Annotated in this window: 15 protein-coding genes and 1 tRNA gene; 8 read left to right on the forward strand and 8 right to left on the reverse strand. The window is 58.8% G+C overall.

Annotated features, from left to right (window positions below; genetic code table 11):
- Positions 1-266: 266 nt before the first annotated feature.
- Positions 267-1,490, forward strand: a complete 1,224-nt coding sequence (locus A3AY_RS0103855; protein ID WP_018324364.1) for an aminotransferase-like domain-containing protein — start codon at positions 267-269, stop codon at positions 1,488-1,490.
- Here A3AY_RS0103855 and A3AY_RS0103860 read toward each other — a convergent pair.
- Entirely contained in the window at positions 1,487-3,157 is a 1,671-nt protein-coding gene (locus A3AY_RS0103860) for a M20/M25/M40 family metallo-hydrolase (protein WP_018324365.1), read from the reverse strand. The two genes, A3AY_RS0103855 and A3AY_RS0103860, sit on opposite strands and share 4 nt — an antisense overlap.
- A gap of 159 nt (positions 3,158-3,316) precedes the next feature.
- On the opposite strand from A3AY_RS0103860, the gene A3AY_RS0103865 reads away from it, so the two are divergent.
- On the forward strand, positions 3,317-3,733 hold the full coding sequence (locus A3AY_RS0103865; protein ID WP_018324366.1) for an Lrp/AsnC family transcriptional regulator: 417 nt from the start codon (positions 3,317-3,319) through the stop codon (positions 3,731-3,733).
- A 7-nt stretch (positions 3,734-3,740) separates the two neighbouring features.
- Here the strand turns inward: A3AY_RS0103865 and A3AY_RS0103870 are convergent, their stop codons facing one another.
- On the reverse strand, positions 3,741-4,790 hold the full coding sequence (locus tag A3AY_RS0103870; protein ID WP_018324367.1) for an aldo/keto reductase: 1,050 nt from the start codon (positions 4,788-4,790) through the stop codon (positions 3,741-3,743).
- Between the two features lie 227 nt (positions 4,791-5,017).
- Between A3AY_RS0103870 and A3AY_RS0103875 the strand changes: the two genes are divergently transcribed.
- From A3AY_RS0103875 to A3AY_RS0103895, 5 genes are all read left to right on the forward strand, one after another.
- Positions 5,018-6,124 (forward strand): endonuclease/exonuclease/phosphatase family protein, encoded by a 1,107-nt coding sequence (locus A3AY_RS0103875; RefSeq protein ID WP_018324368.1) that lies wholly within the window; start codon positions 5,018-5,020, stop codon positions 6,122-6,124.
- Positions 6,125-6,129: 5 nt separating this feature from the next.
- A complete protein-coding gene (locus tag A3AY_RS0103880; protein ID WP_018324369.1) occupies positions 6,130-6,867 on the forward strand; it encodes an NUDIX hydrolase in 738 nt (245 codons plus the stop codon).
- Positions 6,868-6,939: 72 nt separating this feature from the next.
- On the forward strand, positions 6,940-7,857 hold the full coding sequence (locus tag A3AY_RS0103885) for a PhzF family phenazine biosynthesis protein (RefSeq protein ID WP_018324370.1): 918 nt from the start codon (positions 6,940-6,942) through the stop codon (positions 7,855-7,857).
- 127 nt (positions 7,858-7,984) lie between these two features.
- A tRNA-Lys gene (locus tag A3AY_RS0103890) sits at positions 7,985-8,060 on the forward strand.
- A gap of 232 nt (positions 8,061-8,292) precedes the next feature.
- Entirely contained in the window at positions 8,293-10,707 is a 2,415-nt protein-coding gene (locus tag A3AY_RS0103895; RefSeq protein WP_018324371.1) for a hypothetical protein, read from the forward strand.
- A 260-nt stretch (positions 10,708-10,967) separates the two neighbouring features.
- On the opposite strand, the gene A3AY_RS37350 is transcribed toward A3AY_RS0103895, so the two are convergent.
- From A3AY_RS37350 to A3AY_RS36965, 6 genes are all read right to left on the reverse strand, one after another.
- Positions 10,968-11,426 carry a DUF3102 domain-containing protein gene (locus tag A3AY_RS37350; RefSeq protein ID WP_083925886.1) on the reverse strand — a complete coding sequence of 153 codons (459 nt, stop codon included), beginning with the start codon at positions 11,424-11,426 and terminating at the stop codon, positions 10,968-10,970.
- On the reverse strand, positions 11,407-11,739 hold the full coding sequence (locus A3AY_RS37355) for an HNH endonuclease (RefSeq protein WP_154663245.1): 333 nt from the start codon (positions 11,737-11,739) through the stop codon (positions 11,407-11,409). Before A3AY_RS37355 ends, A3AY_RS37350 begins: the two co-directional genes overlap by 20 nt.
- Positions 11,740-11,881: 142 nt before the next feature.
- Positions 11,882-12,499, reverse strand: a complete 618-nt coding sequence (locus A3AY_RS0103910; RefSeq protein WP_018324374.1) for a hypothetical protein — start codon at positions 12,497-12,499, stop codon at positions 11,882-11,884.
- Between the two features lie 434 nt (positions 12,500-12,933).
- A complete protein-coding gene (locus A3AY_RS0103915) occupies positions 12,934-13,695 on the reverse strand; it encodes a DUF2726 domain-containing protein (RefSeq protein WP_018324375.1) in 762 nt (253 codons plus the stop codon).
- A 108-nt stretch (positions 13,696-13,803) separates the two neighbouring features.
- Positions 13,804-14,097, reverse strand: coding sequence for a hypothetical protein (locus A3AY_RS0103920; protein ID WP_234913043.1), 294 nt, complete (start codon positions 14,095-14,097; stop codon positions 13,804-13,806).
- A 169-nt stretch (positions 14,098-14,266) separates the two neighbouring features.
- Complete coding sequence (locus A3AY_RS36965; protein WP_018324377.1) at positions 14,267-15,442, reverse strand: hypothetical protein; 1,176 nt, start codon at positions 15,440-15,442, stop codon at positions 14,267-14,269.
- Between the two features lie 361 nt (positions 15,443-15,803).
- Between A3AY_RS36965 and A3AY_RS0103930 the strand changes: the two genes are divergently transcribed.
- Entirely contained in the window at positions 15,804-19,262 is a 3,459-nt protein-coding gene (locus A3AY_RS0103930; RefSeq protein ID WP_018324378.1) for a class I SAM-dependent DNA methyltransferase, read from the forward strand.
- The last annotated feature ends 44 nt before the right edge of the window (positions 19,263-19,306 follow it).

The following is a 19,306-nucleotide window of genomic DNA, read 5'->3' on the forward strand; positions in this document are numbered from 1 at the left end:
TCCGGAACTAAGCCGGTTCCGATACCGCAGGCGCGGTTGGCGCGATCAAGTCGCGTGCCCATCCTGGCGAGCATCGCAGTTCGGCCGCACCCCTCCACACACTACCGAGATCCGCTGCGCAACCCCCGTCGGCGATTTCTGTCGGCCATCACCATCCCGCACAAGCAGAGAAAAACCGGTTCCCTATCGAAATATAGGTCAGTATTATTGACTTAATAAGCCGGCTGTGTTGTGCTCCAGCAAAATCATAATCTGAGGAAACTTCCATGCTCGATTGGGAAAAGATATTCGCGACGCGGTCTTCACGGATGCGCGCTTCGGAAATCCGCGAACTTCTGAAACTGCTTGACCGGCCGGACATCATCTCCTTCGCCGGCGGTATTCCCGACCCGGCGCTGTTTCCGGACGAGGACTTCAAGGCTGCCTATGCCGACATCTTCGGCGGGCCGGCCGTCAGCGCTGCCTTGCAATATTCGGTAAGTGAAGGCTACCTGCCGTTGCGCCAGTGGCTTGCCGGCCGCATGGCCGCCATCGGCATCCCCTGCGAGGCGGAAAACATCCTGATCACCTCGGGCTCGCAGCAGGCGCTCGACTATCTCGGAAAGCTTTTCCTGTCGCCGAACGATACGGCGCTTGTGACCTGGCCGACCTATCTCGGCGCGCTCCAGGCCTTCAACGCCTATGAGCCGACCTACGACCAACTGTCAACTTCCGGCAATCGCACGCCGCAGGCCTACCGGGACGCGGCCACCGAGGCAGGCGGCCGGGTGAAATTCGCCTATATGTCGGCCGAGTTCGCCAACCCGACCGGCGAGACGCTCGACCTTGCCGCGCGCGAAAAGGCGCTGGCGCTTGCCGAAGAACTCGATATCGCTCTCATCGAGGACGCGGCCTACCAGTCGCTGCGTTACGACGGCGAGGCCGTTCCGCCGATTCTCTCGCTCGAGATCGCCCGCAAGGGATCGATCGACGAGGCCCGGACGATCTATTGCGGCAGTTTCTCCAAGACGCTGGCGCCTGGCCTGCGCGTCGGCTGGGTCTGTGCTTCAAACACCGTCATCCGCAAGCTGGTGCTGATGAAGCAGGCGGCCGACCTGCATTCCTCGACCATCAACCAGATGGCGATCTGCCACGTCGCCGAGCGTGGCTTCGACAAGCAGGTCGCCAAGCTCAAGGCCGTCTACAGCAAGCGGCGCGATGCCATGCTGGCGGCTCTCGCCAAATACATGCCGGCGGACGTGAGCTGGACGGTGCCGGAAGGGGGCATGTTCGTCTGGCTGACCTTGCCTGCCGGTATGGATGGTGCCGAACTGCTCGCCAAATCGCTGGCGACGGCCAAGGTCGCCTTCGTGCCCGGCAAGGCCTTCTTTGCCGATGGTTCCGGCGCCAACACCTGCCGCGTCAGCTTCTCCTGCGCCGACGAGGCGATGATCGAGGAGGGGATTTCCCGCCTCGGCGGGCTGATCGGCAAGGAGGCGCTGGCCGCCTAACTCCTGTCTTCGAGGCAGGCGATGGCCGCCTCGAAAATCAGATCCGGGAGCACGTCGAATGCATAGGGCATGTGGACGCGCTCCCATTTCTGATGATAGTCGCGGCCCCAAGGGCCGATATTGACGACCGGATAGGACAAAAGTCCGTCCGGTGCCTTGTCGACGAAGGCCAAGCAGGGCGTGTTGTCGGTGAGGAGCTGTGTCTGTTCGGTAGCGGGACGATGTCCGAAGAAGCTCATGTCGGAGATGCCGGCGAAGAACTGCTTTGCCTTGATGCTTGTCCCATGCCGCTCTGCGCATTTCTTGGCGGCCGACATTACGTTCCGCTCGAAAATGCGGCCTTCCGTTCCGGCGCCGTCCAGATGGACGCGCGGATAGTGCAGGGTGGAGAAGCCGATAATCGCCAACGGCCCTTCGAGGCCGGCTTCCGTTAGCGTCGCCGCGACGATCTGGCGGGTTGTTGACAGCGGGTCTTCTCCGCCTGACAGCGATCGATCGAGCGCGTCGAGTCTATCAGCCGCAGCCTGCCCGCCGTGGGCGACGGCCAGTTCGTGCAGTTCGGCGTAGGTGAGCACCCGCCCTTCGTGGGGGCGGGCGTGGCCGGTGCCTTGCCGGTTAAAGAAGCTCTTTGCATTGCGTGTCTGCGTATCGAGTGCCGTTTGCATGGCGGCACCGACGAGCGCGCGGATTTCGCCGAGCACGTCTTCCGGCGTGCGCCGGTGGGTGAGCCAGTTGAACGAAAGCCAGACGTGGGCGGGCGTGGTGACTTCGTAGCCGTGGCGCACGTCCTTTGCCTCCAGGCAGACCGGTGCCGGGGAAAGCTCGCCGTGGGCCTCGTCGCAAAGGGCGCTGTTGAATTCCATGGCGCGCATGATTTCGGCGCCGATCAGATGCGCGCTGACGCCGTCGAACGCGTAGCCGGCATGGGTCGGGCGGCCGGCGACGAAGGCAAAGGGCGAGAACTTGCCGACAGAGCCCAGATAGACGGCGCGACCTTCCTCGCCGTCGCCATCGTCACCACTGGCGTCCAGATTGATGCCGCCGACGATGTCGAGATCGAATTTTTCGGCGATGGCGGGCAGGGCGTCTCGGAACGCGCGCATGCCGCGCGACCGGTTTTCCTCGTCCGGTGTGGCGACAAACAACAGGTTGCCCGGCGGTTCATCACGTTCAGCGAAACGCTCAAGTGCGGTGATGCCGGCGGCCAGCCCGCTTTTCATATCTAGCAGGCCGCGACCGGCGAGGAAATCGCCGCTCAAGAGGTCGGTGACTGCCTTGTCTTCCGCCGGGTTGCGCGCCTTGTTCGATAATTCCGCGATCAGGGCCTCGGTGAGCGCTTCCGGCTCGCAGGCAAGCGAGGCCAGCGCGCCATAATTGGCGATCGAGACGGTGTCGAAATGTCCCGCCAGCACGAGGCAGCGGCGGCCTTTGCCGCGGACCAGCGCCAGCACGTTCTGCCGGGCCGGATCGCCATGGCTGTCCAGGGCCAGCAGTTGCTGCGGATGCCTTCGGAAATAGGGGGTGTCGCCCAGCAGCGCCATCAGCCGTCCGGAAAAGGCGGCCTCGTCATCGCTCTCCGTCACACTCGGCCAACGGGTCATTTCGATGGCCAATTCGCCGGCGCGCGACAACGGATGGGAAAGCGTCGAGGGGCGGCTGGATGGCATTGTTTGATCCTCTGGAGAGACTGCTAGCGTCTGCATTGATGAGACTTACAAACACTAGCGGGCCGGTCGATGAAGCGAAACGGCAAAATTATGGAAATTTGCTTGATATTTTTGTCAAAATGACACGATAATTTAGCGAATTGACAGAGGCGGGGCTTCATGGACACGATCGACCGGCGTTTGCTGGCAATTCTCAGAACGGATGGCCGTGCTTCGATCTCGAAGCTGGCGGCACTGCTCAAAATTTCGCGCGGAACGGTACAGAACCGGATCGACCGGCTGACCGCAGAGGGCATCATTGCCGGGTTCACGGTGCGGATCGCGGCGGCGGAGGATCCGCACGCGGTCCGCGCGGTAATGCTGATCGAGATCACCGGGCAGAAGACGGTATCGGCGATCAAGATGCTGCGCGGTATCCCGGAAATCCGCGCGCTGCATACGACCAACGGCGCCTGGGACCTGGTTGCCGAGATCCAGACGGAGAATTTGGCAGAATTCGACCGCGTGCTGCGTCATATCCGGGCAATGGACGGGGTGTCGAAATCGGAAACGAGCCTGCTGCTGACGACGATTTGATTCGGAATCAGATATAAGGCCCCAGCAGCGACAAATCTGCGTCGCCCAGCCGGTCCTTGGCTGTGCGCAGCTGGTGCCAGTAAGGGTAGAGCACGGGCGGGGCGCTGACCGCGTCGAGGCGCTGGCGTTCTTCGTCGCTGAGCACGAGGTCGGCGCTGGCGAGGTTGTCCCTGAATTGGGCTTCGGTGCGGCCGCCGATGATGACGGAGGTGACGGCCTTGCGGCCGATCAGCCAGGCGAGGGCGATTTGCGCGGCGGAGACGCTGCGATTTTCTGCAATGTCAACGAGAGCATCGACGATGGCCCAGAGGCGGTCCTCGTCGCGGATCGGCGGCTCGTCCCACCCGGCCAGTTGCCGCGACCCTGCCGCCGTCTTGTTGCGCCGGTGCTTGCCGGAAAGGAGGCCGCCGGCCAGCGGGCTCCAGACGAGCACGCCGAGGCCCTGGTCGATCGAGATCGGCAGCAGTTCATATTCGGCGTCGCGGGATTCGAGCGTGTAGTGGATCTGCTGGCTGACGAAGCGCTGGCGGTGATCGGCGGCGCTGACGCCAAGCGCCTTCATGATGTGCCAGCCGGAGAAATTCGAGCAGCCGATATAACGCACCTTGCCCTGGCGCACGAGCATGTCGAGCGCTTCCATGGTTTCCTCAAGCGGCGTCTGGCCATCCCATTCGTGCAACTGGTAGAGGTCGATGACGTCGGTCTTCAGGCGTTTCAGGCTCGCCTCGCAGGCGCGGATCAGATGGTGCCGCGAGGAGCCGGCGTCGTTCGGGCCGTCGCCCATCGGGAACCGGGCCTTGGTTGCGATCAGCACGCCGTTCTTGCGCTTGCCGCCGGTGATTTCGCCGATGATGTCTTCAGACACCCCTTGCGAATAGACATCCGCCGTATCGATCAGGTTGACGCCGGCATCGAGGCAGAGATCGACGAGCCTGCGCGCCTCGTTGACGCCGAGATCGCCAACGATCTTCGCCCAGCCTTTGCCGCCGAAGGTCATGGTGCCCACGGTCAGTGTCGAAACCTTGAGGCCGGAGCGGCCGAGAAGACGATAGTCCATGATGATATCCCCAATTCGAGAATGCGCAGACGCGGCAAAGCTAGGGCCGTTCGGCGAAAAGGAAAGGGCTGGCGACGAGAAAACCGCCGCCCGGCTCTGTCGTTGTTACCCCGGACTGCGCTACCTCCTCGGCCTCCCACCGTGAGGCGTCGTCATGTGACCGGAAAGGCGTTCGACTTTTGCCGGTGATTGTCTAAAGTCGCGGCGATCGCATACGGAATCGTCTGATGTCCCTTCGCCTTGCCACGTTCAATATCGAGAACCTGATGAGCAGGTTCGATTTCTCCGGCTTTCGCAACAACCTCAAGCAGGACCGTGTCCTGCGGCTTTTCGACGTGAGGAGCGAGGCGGAATATCAGCGGCTCGAGGAAGCCCGCACCATCGCCCATACCGACGATACGCGGCAGATGTCGGCGCTGGCGATCGCCGATTGCGACGCCGATATTCTCTGCCTGCAGGAAACCGACAACATGGCGGCGCTGCAGGCCTTCGAATACGGCTATCTGTTCAAGATGGTCGGCAGCGGCTACCGGCAGAAATATCTGGTCGAGGGCAATGACAGCCGCGGCATCGACGTCGCCGTGCTGGTGCGTGAGGAAACCCGCGACGGCCAGAAGATCGAATGTGTCGACGTCAAATCCCACGCCGCCGTCACCTATGCCGATTTCGGTCTTTTCAACGATGCCCTCGCCGCGACCAACGTGCCCGGTGACCGCATCTTCAAACGGGATTGCCTCGAACTGGATTTCCGCATCGGCGGACGGCCGCTGACGCTGTTCGTCGTGCATTTCAAATCGATGGGACCGGCGCGCGAGGGGCTCGACGGGCGCTCGGCGACGATGCCACTGCGAATGGCGGAGGCTGCGGCCGTGCGCCGCATCATAGAGAACCGCTTCGGTTCCGGTAACACCGCGGACAAGATGTTCGCGATCTGCGGCGACATGAACGACTACCAGGAGCGGATCGAGGTGCTCGGCGACCGGCGCAACGGCTACAGTTTCGTGCCGCGGCAGGAAACGCTGAGCGCCCTCGACATTTTCAGCCATGACGGCTTTGTCGAAAATACCATGCGGCGGCGGCCAGAACTTGATCGATGGACGCTGTTTCACAGCCGTGGACCGGAGGAGCGGCACCTCTGCCAGCTCGACTATATCTGGCTTTCGCCCGCCCTTGCCAAATGCAACCCGGCAAGCGTGCCGGAAATCATCCGCGCCGGTCAGCCCTACCGGACGATCTTCCCGATGGGGCAGGAGGTCGAGCGCTATCCGCGAACCGGATGGGACCGGCCGAAAGCCTCCGACCATTGCCCCGTTGTCATTTCCATTAACGTGTGATCTCCATGGCGCAACTGACCAGCAACATGTCCGATTGGCCCGATGAACGGCGGATATTTCCCGTCAGCCGTATCGATTTGCGCGTCGTGGACGGACCGCATCCCTACCATCTCGCCGAGCGCGACAGGATCGCGGAAAACTGGGCGCGGGAGGTCTCTGCCAATCCGGCACTTTATGACGGCCGCATGATGCTGTCGCGCGCGGTGCAGATCAGCGACGGCGTGATTTCCGGAGAAACGCATATCGTGCCGTTCTCGGCATTCCTGTTGTGGCGAAAGACGCGACCGGTGACGTCGGCAATCCACCTGTTCGCCCTGCCGGTTGTCGTCTCGTCTGACGGCGCGGTGATCGCAATCCGGATGGGAAAGCACACGGCCAATCCGGGACGCGTCTATTGCGCGGCCGGGTCGCTGGATCCAGCCGATATTCGCGATGGCATCTGCGACATGGACGGCAACATGGCGCGTGAAGTGCTGGAGGAGACCGGGCTCGTCCTGTCCGATGCCGACCGCGTGTCGGGGTTTCATGCGCTGCATGACCGGGGGATCATCACGGTTTTCCGCTGCTTCGGGTTTTCCGCGATTGCCACGGAACTGATCGGCCGCATTGCCGGTCATATCGCCCAGGACAAGGAGCCGGAAATCGACGAAGCCCTGGCCATTCGCAGTGCCGATCCGGGCCTGCATCTCTACCAGCCTTTCATGCTGCCGATCCTGGAATGGGTTTTCACAAACATGCGCTGACGCTTTTTTACGCTTGCCGCAGGTTCTCTGCCGTGCAAGGTCTGACATCAAAAGACATACAGGGAGATTACAGTGGCACGACGTTTTGCCATTTACGACGTCTTCACCGCCAACCGGCTGGAAGGAAACCCGCTGGCCGTCGTCTTCGATGGCGATGAGCTAAGCGACGCGGCGATGCAGGCGATCGCCTGTGAGTTCAACCTGTCGGAGACGGTGTTCGTCAAGCCTGCCGAAAACCCTGCGCATGCTGCCCGGCTGCGGATTTTCACGCCTGGCTACGAGCTGCCTTTCGCCGGCCACCCCACGGTTGGTGCGGCGGTCGCCTTGGCCGAGGCGGCGCGTGATGGTGATGGCGAGGACTATGATCTTGTGCAGGTGCTGGAGGAAAACGTCGGTCCGGTCCGCTGCGCCGTCAGGCTCCGGGCCCAGTCGGCAACCTTTGCGGAATTCGACATGCCGCGCAAATCGGTGCAGATCAGCGCCAAGCTTGACCGGCAGGAGATAGCCAATGCCTTCAGCCTGAAGGCGACGCAGATCGGTTTCGAGAACCACGTGCCGACCTTCTGGAGTGCCGGTGTGCCGTTCGTGATGATCCCCGTGCATGACATGGCGGCGGCAGCCGCCGTCGAATTCGACGCGGCACTGTGGGAGAAGATCACGCCGATGGCCGATGGACGGCTCGCCAGCGCCTACGTCTACTGCCGCGGCGGGATCAATCATGTCGCCCGCTTCCATACCCGCATGTTCGCACCGGCCATGGGCATCGTCGAAGACCCGGCGACGGGCGCGGCGGTCGCCGCTCTTTCCGGGGCCATCCACTATTTCGACCAGTTGATCGACGGGCATCATCCGTTCCTGATCGAGCAGGGCGTCGAGATGGGCCGGCCGTCGCTGTTGCATCTTCATCTCGACGTTTCCGGTGGTGAAATCGCAACCGCGCGGATCGGCGGTCAGGCGGTGAAGATCGCGGCCGGCGAACTTTATCTTTGAAAAACAGGCCCTAAACGGCCAATACAGATTTTTTTGAGAAATCCGGAAAGAAAATCGTCGTGGGGGTAGACAAGCCCGGCGAAGGCCATTATACGCCCCATCAGACCGCAGCAACGCGGTTCTGGATGGGTGATTAGCTCAGTTGGTAGAGCAGCTGACTCTTAATCAGCGGGTCCACGGTTCGAGCCCGTGATCACCCACCATTTTCTTCAATGGAATCAAATAATTTAGCGGAAACGCCGGGAGCGCCAAAAAGGGCGCTTGCGAATTTGGGCCCATTTTTGGGCGCAAGCCCGTTTTAAGCCGTGCCCAGTTCGTGGCATTCCTTTCGCCATGCCCGCGCCGTCAAAAATGTCTCTTAACGAGCCGTATCGGATCGACGCGACTCATTCCCGCCCATGCTAAGGATTGGCGCGCAGCAAAAACGGGGGGCACATGTCACACATAAGCGTAACTGTTCGGCTCAGGCCGGTACGCTTTGCCTTCCTTGTTCGGCCCACGGACACCGCTGCTCTTCTGGAAATCTTTAGGATCAATACGTGTTTGTGGGGCGGCAAATACAATCCGATTATTCCCAGTATCAAACAGATCCCTCGGTGGTGGGATCGCCACGGTCGCGTGACTGAAACCGCACCACAGGTGCTCAACGGCTATCTCGACTTTTTTGAACCAGATTTTATCGTGGAGGCCACGGCGGGTCTGGCCGACGGTTTGGGATATGACGATGATCGGGTGCTTCAGCTGTCCGACATCCTTACGAAGCAGGGGGATCGCGACAAGCGCGGTTATGGCCTAAATGTGATGGACCTCTATCGCGATCTCTATCGCAAGGAGTTCCAATTCACACGGCGTCATGAGCACGGCATTGTGCACGTCGCCGCGCGGGAGAAGAAGTTTGATGCTTTTAGCGCCTGTTTGGCAGGTGACTTCCCGAGGAGCGACAACCTCGCGTACTTCGGGAAAGCTTTTGTCGATGCTTTCGATCCGGAGACCATCGCACTTGATGGCGAAGCGCTCGCCAAGCTCTTCGTTTCGGACGCAAGATCAGCACTCGTTATGGGCCAATCGAAGCTCAACGTTGACTATCACGATCATAGCGATCCAGCACTGTTCGTGCTGGATGCGACAAAGCCTCAGGACCTTATCGACTTCTGGAACCTTCGGGCTACCCGTCGGGATGTTTTACCAATTCCCATTCAATGGGCAGGGGAGCTATCGGCTTTCGCGAAGGAATTCATCGAGCTGAATTATCGACCCCTTCCAGGCAACCTCCACGGGGTAATGATTCAGCCGCACGTGATGTTCTCGCGCTCCATTCCAACAGAAGATCTGGAGCCCATCTACCGTGATAATTTCAGAGTCGAGATTGAGGGGGCGAATGTTCGCCAAGATTGGTACCCAGCACTTTGGCGGCCTTCCCCGAGTTTCACTGTGCGCGAAATGCGACCGACGCTGTCGGCCAACCGGAAAACCTTTGATGTGCCCATAGATACTCAGAAGCCCGAGCTGCGGTTCGAAGGTCTGCACCCTGAGTTTGCCTCGGAGTACGGAAACGATGACCGGTGGGCCAACGTTGTTAATCTGCGAGACTGGGGACTCAATAATCAAATCGCCACCGCCTATCCAACCAACCATCGACAGGGACTTTTCGCCCGCCTGAACTTCGCGTCCGAAGATTTGCTTTCAACGACCGAAGGCTTGGTGGTGCTCCCGAAATACCGGGGAATATCGCAGTTCTGGCGACTGTCGGATGGCGCGACAGCTATCCGGACATGGCTGGAAAAGCAAAACGTGAAGGCTTCTCCCTCTGAGGCCGGGCGTGCGACGCAGCAAATTGTGCAAACGCTCGGCGGCTTTTGGGGTGTCGCGAGCATCGCTCATCCGGCGATAGTTCAGCTTCTCAACGAAATATCCCGTAGGCCGGGATCACGGAGTGTACAGCATCAAGAATTTCAGAACCGCATCCGCAACGCTACCAAAGGTGACATTTGGCGACATAAAAATTTCGAGACTCTGGTGCAGCGCAATGCGGTCGAACTTGGCCTCGAAATTAAATGTGAGAAATGTTCCAGTTGGAGTTGGCACCCGCTGAAAGACCTTGGCTACACTGTCAATTGCGGCCTATGCCTTCAATCCTTCCCATTCCCGATAATTGAACCCACATCAAACCAACATACCCGTTGGTCCTACCGCCTTGTCGGCCCGTTCGCACTCCCTGATTCCGCACGGGGAGGGTATGCGGCTGCGCTCACGCTCCGTTTCTTTGCTGACGTTATCGGCATGGGCGACGCTCAGATTACGTGGTCGGCTGGGCAAGAGTTGGACCTTGGACCGAAAAGCAAAGCGGAAGCTGATGTCATTCTTTGGTATCGGCGTAACCAAACGTTTGGCAACGATTACCCAACCGAAGCGATTTTCGGCGAGGTTAAGAGTTTCGGTCGGGAAGCGTTCACGCAAGATGATGTCGATAGAATGAAGGTCCTCGCAGAACGCTTTCCTGGCTCGATCATTGTTTTCTCCACCATGAAAGAAGCGAGCGAGCTTTCACCGCAAGAAATTGCACGTCTAAGGAAACTGGCTTCTTGGGGGCGCGAATACCTTCCGCGGCAACAGCGCCGCAGCCGGGCACCTGTCATTGTGCTAACTGGCACAGAACTGTTCACCGCTCACTATCTGAAGTCAGAATGGGAGGCCAAGGGGGGAAAACATGCTGAAATCGTCGCTCACGGCTGGGTCAGAATGGATAATTTGCGGTATTTGGCCGACTACACCCAGCAACTTTATCTCGGCATGGAGTCGTATAGTAGTTATCTCGCCGAGAAGTGGAGAAGGCGACGAGCGCGGAACTAGGGAGCCGACCAAGTGACCGGGGATCTAATGATGCAGGGCCGATCCGGTCAGCCCACCGTGGGGGCACATTCAATTCATTTCCGCTTTCCCCCAAGGGGGCGCATAATCATTGTGCTTTCGCCTTTGAGGGAGAGCCACCATGCTCCTCTACGAAATCATGGACGAAGATGCGATTGCGATGATGAGGCGCGTTCTCAGCGATGAGTGCGTTCGCCGTTCGATCCAACCTGACAGCCCAACAGGCGAGGAACTAGCTCTTATTATCTTGAATGCATTCGGCTCCGGGATGACCGAGGAACTGGTAACCATGCTAGTGCGTGTCCGTGGGTGACTGATTGCGCCGATAGTTCCGCCTTGGCCTTGGCATATTCCGCCTTCAACGCGGCGATATCGGCGGCGGTGAATTTTTCGCCGTCCGCGATCAGTTCTTCAATCGGCTCACGCACCTCGGCTGGGGTTGATGGCGCGGACAGCGCGTAGAGCACTGATGGCTGCAAATCCAAAATCGTTTTGGATTTGCCAAACCGCTCATGGACGCGCATGAAATTGCGGGCGGTCTGATCCGTCATCTCGAATTCAGCCTCGATCCACGCGAGGAAATTCCCATGCCCCAACGCGGCCTTTTGCTCGATCAGCTCCCGGCCAATCTCGATGATGCTTTCGGCGGCGACACGCTCAAGCCCTCCGGTAAAGCCGCCCTCATCCTTGCGGTAGCGGATCGACGGCGGTTGCTCGTTTCAATCGAGCCTCGACGGACAGCCACGTCGTCTTGGCCTTTTTATTCCGGCGCTTCTGATTGCAGGCAAAACAGACAAGATGAAGGTTTTCGAGGCGACCATTTCCGCCTTGGCTTGCGGGCTTGATGTGATCCCACGTGGCCAAGTTGTCGACCTTCTGAAACTTTCCGCGTTTGCGATCCTTATTATGCAATCCGGGAAATACCATAGCCGTTCCGCAAATACCGCATTGCCCGCCCTGAAGCTCAAATGCGCGTCGCTTGCGTCCGTGTTTGTACTTCGCGAGTTTGCTCAAACGATCACTGTCCTGCTGCAATGCTTGGTTGCTCTAGCAAAAGTGCAATCCGAGCCGCTGTCAACTCGCCTAAAAGGCGGAGGGTTCCCTTCCCGTCAGACGGCGGGCCTACGCCCGCCGCGCCCGCCTCCGGTCGCCAGCCCTACAGTTTTGCGGCCTTGCGTTGGGCCTCAAGGGCGATCACCGCAAGGTTTCTGTATTTGTCCATCGCCTTCGGCGAGGAGGAAATCGGATTGATCGGGAAGGCCTTCAAAGCCTTGATGTCGCCCTTTTCGACGAGGGCGGCGATTTCATCAAGCCGCTTGCGAAAGCGGGCATGCGTGGGTGCCGAAAAATCAGGCTTCGCGGGCAAAACCCCGGCCTCGGCGGAATGCAGAATTTCAGCGCGCTTGCCGGATGGCTGCGCCGGGGCCTTTTCGGCCTTCGCGGGCTTTGCAGGCTTCGGCGCGGGCACCTTCGGGGCCTTTGCCGCCTTTTCCACCTTGGCCTTGGCTTTCGCCTTGGCCTTGGCATTGAACCCGGCGCCGGAGATGACCGCCTGATTTCCATCGGCGTCGAAAGCCTTGAGGATCGGCTTGGCCTTTGCCTCCGGGTGTTCGGCGACCAGCTTTTCAGCGGCGGCTTCGATTTCCGGGCGGGTCGCTGCTTCGGCATTGGCATATTCGCCGGTGCCGAGGAAAAGCGATGCGGTGAAGCGGGTGGCATTCTCGATGATCGCGGCGGCGTAGGCTTCCGGCGACGTCATGTTCGGAGTGGTCATTTCGGTATTCCTTCCCTCTGGTTTGCCGCGCCACAGTGGCGCGAGACCAGTCTCTGCGCGGACCCGAAATAGAAGCAACTGCTAATAGACTGTTTTTGCAGGACAAAAGACCCTGCTGCGCTGACCTTGCCGATGATGACCTCGGCAAACTTGCCGATGTTGATCCTCGCCGAGAATGTCGAGCGCCGGAAAACCTGTCAGCCTGGCTAGAGCCGTTCTCGGCATCGCGGATAATCCGGGCTTCGTGGACATCCTTGCGGGATAGGCCGATATCGGCGGCGGTGGCCTTATCGTTCCCGCCCGGAACAATTACCGGCTTGCCTACCGTGGCCACCTCGCCCCGCGCTTGCGCGGCGTCGTATTCATCAGCGAGCCGCCGCTTGGCCATCGCCTCGATTTCCAGCGCATCGGCCTGCGCGCGATGGGCGGCGGCGCTATTCGGACGTTCCCGGCCTATCTACGAGCTTCTCGACCAATCGCCTAAGCTCCGCCGGAGTAGTATGGCCAGCCACGACCTCATAATAGCCGATCCCGGCGCGTCGCAGCGCCTCTTTCTTGACCGCATCGCGTGCGGCGGCACTGCCTTGATGATGCGCGCCGCCCTGATATTCGATTGCATGCCGAGGCTGGCAATCGCCGTCCACCAGCAGCAAATCGACCCGCTTCGAGTTGATGCAACTGTGCGCGACCGCATCCTTGCTGCGGATGACCTCGCCCAACGAAACTTGTGCCATCACCTGCCACGACGGGTTGCAGCCAATCACGATGCGGTCGAGTTCCTTAAACACGCGCGCTTCGCTCCTGTTGAGAAGCGGCTGGATCGTGAAGGTCGCGCCCATAACAATCCGCAACTGATCAGCAGCATCGGGTTTTTTCGGCGACCCCGGTACAAGCATCGGCGACCACGGCCCAATGGCGAGGTTCGCCCCACCACGTTTTTCCTCCCACCGTGGGCGGTTCTTTGCCCGCCATGCCTGCCTTCGCATCTTGGACCGGAACTGCTCAACGGCCATCCCAGCGAAGACGCCGACAAGCAGGACCGCTATTAGGATCAGAAGGAAAGGCTCCTCGATTAGGGCAAGAACCTCGGCAGGGCGGTCGTATACGGTCATACCGCCCGCAGCACCTACCGCAAGCGCCCCAATAAACAGTCCAGGTGCCGTGAAAAGCACCCACCTCTTTTGCGGATTGTCCATGCCCCTCTCCACCCCCAGCGCTCGATATCGTAAACGCGCGGGCACATTGCCAGAAAGCTATACAAAAGCGTTAGGTCGGCGCTTATAGCGCGGTGCCATGCAGTCGCCTCAGCCACGCGGCGGCGCATGTTCCGACCAGCCGAACCGCGCCCGGAGCGCGAAGGCGATTGCCCTGACGGCGACGCCGTCGCTGCCACTGGCAAGGCGGAGGAGGTTGCTGACCAGCTTGGCCTCGACAAGCGCGCCGCCGCGCTGGATTTCGAGGCGATAGTGCTTCCGCAACGTCGGCACGGTCACGCCGAGCGCGGCGGCGACCTCCGCTTGCGGCACGGCTGCACCAGCGAGCGTTTCAACGAAGCGCCGCTTCATGGCGTCCGGCTTATGCGCCGGTCTTCCTCTCAATCGGGTTGCATTTTCCATGACGGTAGAAAAATAATCGTGCTTTCGCCCAGAGCATAGCTACAGCGCGTGCTCTTAGGGGCGATTTTTTCGGGCCAGAAAAATAATCTGCGAATGAAAGGCGCGCGGGCCCGCACTGTCCTCGCCAGGCAAGCTTTAGGACGCCCCCCCGCTAGAGTTCGGACTGGTTGGCTTTTGCCGCGTTCATTGCATCTCGGAATGCTATGGTTGTGTAATCAGGACCACCGCTAGACGGAAAGTCACGTTCAACCATAGTTGCTCGCAACTCGTTGGTTTGCGCCAGTATGTTTTGCATGGATCGAGCGCGGGCTACGGCAGCCTCACTACCAGTCAGCACTCCAGCCGCTCGAAGGAGGGCTGTCTGCAATCTGTAAGTTTGTGCTCTGATGTCTTCCGCGGTGCCGTGGTCACCCACGACTTCGTCGAAGGCCAAAGGAGCATCAAGGTTGTAGATGGGGGCTACCCTGTCGTCGAACTGCCGGAAGATGATACCCGCACCCATAGCCGGATTAGACATATGTGTGAGATGATAGCTTTCATTTTGTCGAAGCGGGCCGAGAAATTGACCGTCTGACCCTCTCTGAGCGATTGGCTGGATGAGCCGAAGTGCTGCCTTGAGTAAGGGGAACGGGACGAGAGGGTGCGACACCTTTCTCGGCATTGCGTAGCCCGTAAAGCGGACCTGACCAGCAAACTCCCCATCGACCATGCTCTCCATCCGTGCTGGATGCCAAAAGCCACATCCGGCAGAAAAAGCGTAGTCGGCGGACGCATTCAACAGAATTATGTCGTTGATCCTGAGCGCGAAGCAACTCGGTTGGTGCTGAAAGATGAGACTCTCAATTCCGAACGCATTCAGTCCGTTGCCATTGCCATCAAGTGTGTACACATAAAGCAGCCGATCCTTCGCTCCAATCCGGTTTCCGACAAATAGATGCGGATCAATACGTGCGACATTCTTCTGCAATATTCTCTGATTCAACCAAAGACAGACACGGACCTTGTCCAACCAATCAAGGAGATCGAATGCCTGACGAGACGTTATCGGCAAACGCTTCAGAAGGACTTGGGCGATGCCCTTAACGCGATCCTCTAACTTACTGTATTGGTTGTTACATTCTTCGCAAGCGGGCATCACCAGCGCCGACCAGGCAAACTCGATAGAATGACCAGTGTCAGGGTCTATTGCCATTGCGACCTTTCGCGTGGGGTCCCCCGTAAGTTCCAGAAGCCATCGCGGCAAAATGTGCTCGCGATTCTTGTTCTTTGGCACCTGACCACAGAACACACACTGCCGCTGCTTTTGCTTCTCATTTGCCTTGCTCATTGCGAACGCCTGCTACTCTGTGGGTGATTTGAGGTACCCGTGCCTTATACTTCATCTATCCCCGGGTGGTACCTTCGCGCGATTACTGGAAAAACGCTGCCCCAATCCGGTGTATCTTCAAGACTGATGTGGCAGGGCATTCCCCGGCTTGCGCGGCAAGGTGGCGATGCTAGCTGAACCCCCGCTGCGGCGATGGGCAGGTGCTAGCGACCTTCACCAATTATCTGACTCGAAACAGCGATCAATCCTCGGAATCCGATTCGGAGACGACCGCAAAAGTAGTGACATTTCAACAGAATCGCGCGACATAAACTCCGACGCAGAACGTTAGCCAAGCTCCCCTAAAAAGCTGGAATGATAAATGCCCGACAAGATCGACGCCTTCATTTCCCGTTGGAAACCGTCAAGCGGGAGCGAAATGGCAAACTTTCAAACATTTGCCAATGAGTTGACCGATCTCTTAGGTGTTGATCGGCCCAAGCCAGCGACTAGCGACGGCGAGAACAACGATTACCGTTTCGAGCGACCCGTGACTTTTACGCATACGGGAAAAATCAGCCGAGGCCGGATCGACCTTTACCGTAAGGGCTGCTTCATTCTGGAAGCCAAACAGGGCGGCGACCGGCTCAAAACTCAGGATCTAGACCGATTAGCACTTCTAACCGAGAAAGGCGGTCCCAAGGCGCGTCTGGGCCATGGTCCACGTGGCACGGCTAAATGGGATGACACCATGCTGAAAGCGAGGAACCAGGCCGATGGCTATGCTCGCGCTGTTTCGAAAGACGACGGCTGGCCGCCGTTCCTGCTGGTTGTCGATGTAGGGCATGTAATAGAGCTTTACGCAGATTTTTCCCGCGCCGGCCAAGGCTACACCCAGTTTCCCGATGGCAATCGCTATCGAATCAGACTCGAAGATCTGGGGAACGAAGAAACTCGTGCTCTACTACGAACGATCTGGACTGATCCCAAGTCTCTAGATCCGTCACTAAGAGCCGCCGAAGTCACACGGGAAATCGCCACCCATTTGGCGGAACTCGGGAAGAGTTTTGAAGGGCAAGGACACGACAGTGAACAGGTTGCCCGTTTCCTAATGCGCTGTCTTTTCTCCATGTTCGCGGAAGATGTGGAGCTGATTCCAAAAGCCAGTTTCGCCAACAAGCTTAGGGAGCTGCGCGGCCATCCAGAACATGCTGCACCGACATTGAAGGCTCTCTGGGAGACCATGAACACGGGCGGTTTCTCGACCGTGCTGACCACCGACCTGAAGCGCTTCAATGGTGGATTGTTTAAAGAGGCCGACGCCTTGCCGCTGAACAACCATCAGCTTGGGCTTTTGATCGAGGCTGCGGAAGCGGACTGGAAACAAGTCGAACCCGCCATTTTCGGCACGCTTTTGGAACGCGCTCTGGACAAGCGCCAGCGGCATAAGCTGGGCGCCCACTATACGCCGCGCGCCTATGTCGAACGGCTGGTCACACCGACAATCATGGAGCCATTGCGCGCCGACTGGAAAGACGTCCAGACCGCCGTCCAGCGGCTAATGGCCGATGGCAAAGAAGAGGACGCCCGCGCGGCTGTTCATGAGTTTCATCGCAAGCTTTGCGAAATCCGCGTATTGGACCCGGCCTGTGGGTCGGGCAACTTTCTTTATGTCGCGCTGGAAATGATGAAGCGCCTGGAAGGCGAAATTACTGCATTGTTGGAGGAACTCGGTGAGGATCAAGCCGCCTTGGGCCTTTCCGGGCACACAGTCGATCCCCATCAGTTTCTGGGGATAGAGCTGAACCCGTGGGCGGCTGCGGTGGCTGAGCTGGTTCTATGGATCGGATATCTGCAGTGGCATTTCCGCACCCATGGCAAGGCGGCTCCCTCCGAGCCGGTCCTTCGAGATTTCAAAAACATTCAGAACCGCGACGCGTTGTTGGAATGGTCCGAGCGCAAGCCTCGTCTGGACGAGCGTGGCTATCCGGTCACCCACTGGGACGGGGTGACCACCACCCGCCATCCGGTGACCGGCGAAGAAGTGCCGGACCCGGACGCACGCATTCAGGTCTATGACTATGTAAAGCCTAAACCAGCAAAGTGGCCCGATGCCACATTTACGATCGGCAATCCACCTTTCATTGGCAATAAGAGGATGCGCGAAAACCTCGGCGATGGATATGTTGAGGCACTTTGGACAGCCTATCCCAACGTTCCACAAAGTGCGGATCTTGTCATGTACTGGTGGGACAAGGCGGCGCTGGCAGCGCGAGGGTGGAACGCAAAAGCGGGTAAGGGAACTCGCCGTTTTGGTCTGATCACAACCAATTCGCTTCGCCAGACCTTCAACCGTCGCGTGCTAGAGCCGCATCTGAATGACCCGAAAAAACCCCTTTCGTTGTTCTTTGCGATCCCGGATCACCCTTGGGTCGACACACAATTTGGAGCGGCTGTGCGGATTGCGATGACAGTGGGCGCGGCTGGGAAGCGACCTGGCGTTTTGGCCTCAGTGATTGAAGAACGTAGAGAAAAATCGGAAGCGGAAGGCAGAAAGGTCGTCCTGGCGGAGGAAAAAGGTGTAATTTCTACAGATCTACGCATCGGTGCCGATATTGCTGGGGCGAAAGCCATTGTCGCTAATTCGGGCATTGCATATCAGGGCGTCATTCCTGGTGGGGAAGGCTTCAAAATCCCTAAGGAATTAGTCGAAAGAGACTTCCACGCTTATAGATCTAGAGGCTTAATCAAGCGCTACCTAAACGGAAAGCAGCTCATTGACTTTGCCGAACCGAACTTCATTGTTGATTTTTACGGTCTAAGCGAAGCGGATGCGAAGAGCCAAGCTCCCGAGCTCTATCAGCGCGTCCGAGATCTGGTGAAACCTGTCCGAGACACGATGAAAAGGAAGTCGAGAAGGGAGAAATGGTGGCTCTACTCTGAAGCTAATTCTACTATGCGTCCAATGTTCTCTGGCCTTGCCCGGTACATTGCAACCTGTCGCACGGCAAAACATCGTGTGTTTTCTTTCGTGGAAGCCGATATCCTCCCAGACGCCAAGGTAATCGCTATCGGCTCGGACGACGCAGCATACTTGTCGATCCTGTCATCTCGCATCCATTTAGTTTGGTCCTTATCAACGGGCGCGTTTTTGGAAGATCGCCCAAACTACAACCACGCGGAATGTTTCTATAAGTTCCCCTTCCCAAGCCCCGTAGAAAGCCAGAAAGCCAGTCTCCGTATCCTTGGCGAAGAGTTGGACGCCCATCGTAAGCGGCAACAGGGGATGCGTCCCAAGCTGACACTGACGAGCATCTACAATGTGCTAGAAAAGCTCCGCGCCGGGGAGACCATCGAGGGCAAGGACAAAGCGATCTATGACGATGGTCTAGTCGGCATACTGAAGGACATTCACGACCGGATCGACGTAGCGGTTGCGGGGGCCTACAACTGGCCAGTGGACCTGTCGGACGAGGAGATTCTTTTCCGCCTAGTGGCACTGAACAAGGAACAGTCGGAGGCGGAGGCTGCAGGTCATATCCGCTGGTTGCGCCCGGCCTACCAGAACCCGGAAGGGAAACGAAGCGAGGCGAAGGCCAGACAGGCCGAACTCGACGTCGGCATTGCGACTAAGTTGGAAAAGGAGCTTTGGCCCAAGGCTCTCCCGGAGCAAATTACCGCCGTGCGCGAAATCCTAGAAGACGTCGGCGAAGCGACGCCGGAACAAATCGCTCGCCGCTTCCAGCGTGTTCGCACTTCTACCGTCGAGCCAATACTCGCCAGCCTTGCCGCCCTAGGGCAGGCGGGCATAGGTGAGAATGGAAAATACGCCGCACATTAATAATGGTTTTTTGTCGGCTGACGTTCATTGCCGGCAAGTCACAA

Origin of the sequence: Rhizobium giardinii bv. giardinii H152, from assembly GCF_000379605.1 — a bacterium.
Taxonomy (GTDB): domain Bacteria; phylum Pseudomonadota; class Alphaproteobacteria; order Rhizobiales; family Rhizobiaceae; genus Pararhizobium; species Pararhizobium giardinii.

Excerpts from the sequence above, each read along its gene's own strand:
- A3AY_RS0103855 (WP_018324364.1), top strand. The coding sequence starts at position 267 with ATGCTCGATTGGGAAAAGATATTCGCGACGCGGTCTTCACGGATGCGC.
- A3AY_RS0103865 (WP_018324366.1), top strand. The coding sequence starts at position 3,317 with ATGGACACGATCGACCGGCGTTTGCTGGCAATTCTCAGAACGGATGGC.
- A3AY_RS0103875 (WP_018324368.1), top strand. The coding sequence starts at position 5,018 with ATGTCCCTTCGCCTTGCCACGTTCAATATCGAGAACCTGATGAGCAGG.
- A3AY_RS0103930 (WP_018324378.1), top strand. The coding sequence starts at position 15,804 with ATGCCCGACAAGATCGACGCCTTCATTTCCCGTTGGAAACCGTCAAGC.
- A3AY_RS0103915 (WP_018324375.1), bottom strand. The coding sequence starts at position 13,695 with ATGGACAATCCGCAAAAGAGGTGGGTGCTTTTCACGGCACCTGGACTG.
- A3AY_RS36965 (WP_018324377.1), bottom strand. The coding sequence starts at position 15,442 with ATGAGCAAGGCAAATGAGAAGCAAAAGCAGCGGCAGTGTGTGTTCTGT.
- A3AY_RS0103895 (WP_018324371.1), top strand. The coding sequence starts at position 8,293 with ATGTCACACATAAGCGTAACTGTTCGGCTCAGGCCGGTACGCTTTGCC.
- A3AY_RS0103910 (WP_018324374.1), bottom strand. The coding sequence starts at position 12,499 with ATGACCACTCCGAACATGACGTCGCCGGAAGCCTACGCCGCCGCGATC.
- A3AY_RS0103860 (WP_018324365.1), bottom strand. The coding sequence starts at position 3,157 with ATGCCATCCAGCCGCCCCTCGACGCTTTCCCATCCGTTGTCGCGCGCC.
- A3AY_RS0103880 (WP_018324369.1), top strand. The coding sequence starts at position 6,130 with ATGGCGCAACTGACCAGCAACATGTCCGATTGGCCCGATGAACGGCGG.
- A3AY_RS0103870 (WP_018324367.1), bottom strand. The coding sequence starts at position 4,790 with ATGGACTATCGTCTTCTCGGCCGCTCCGGCCTCAAGGTTTCGACACTG.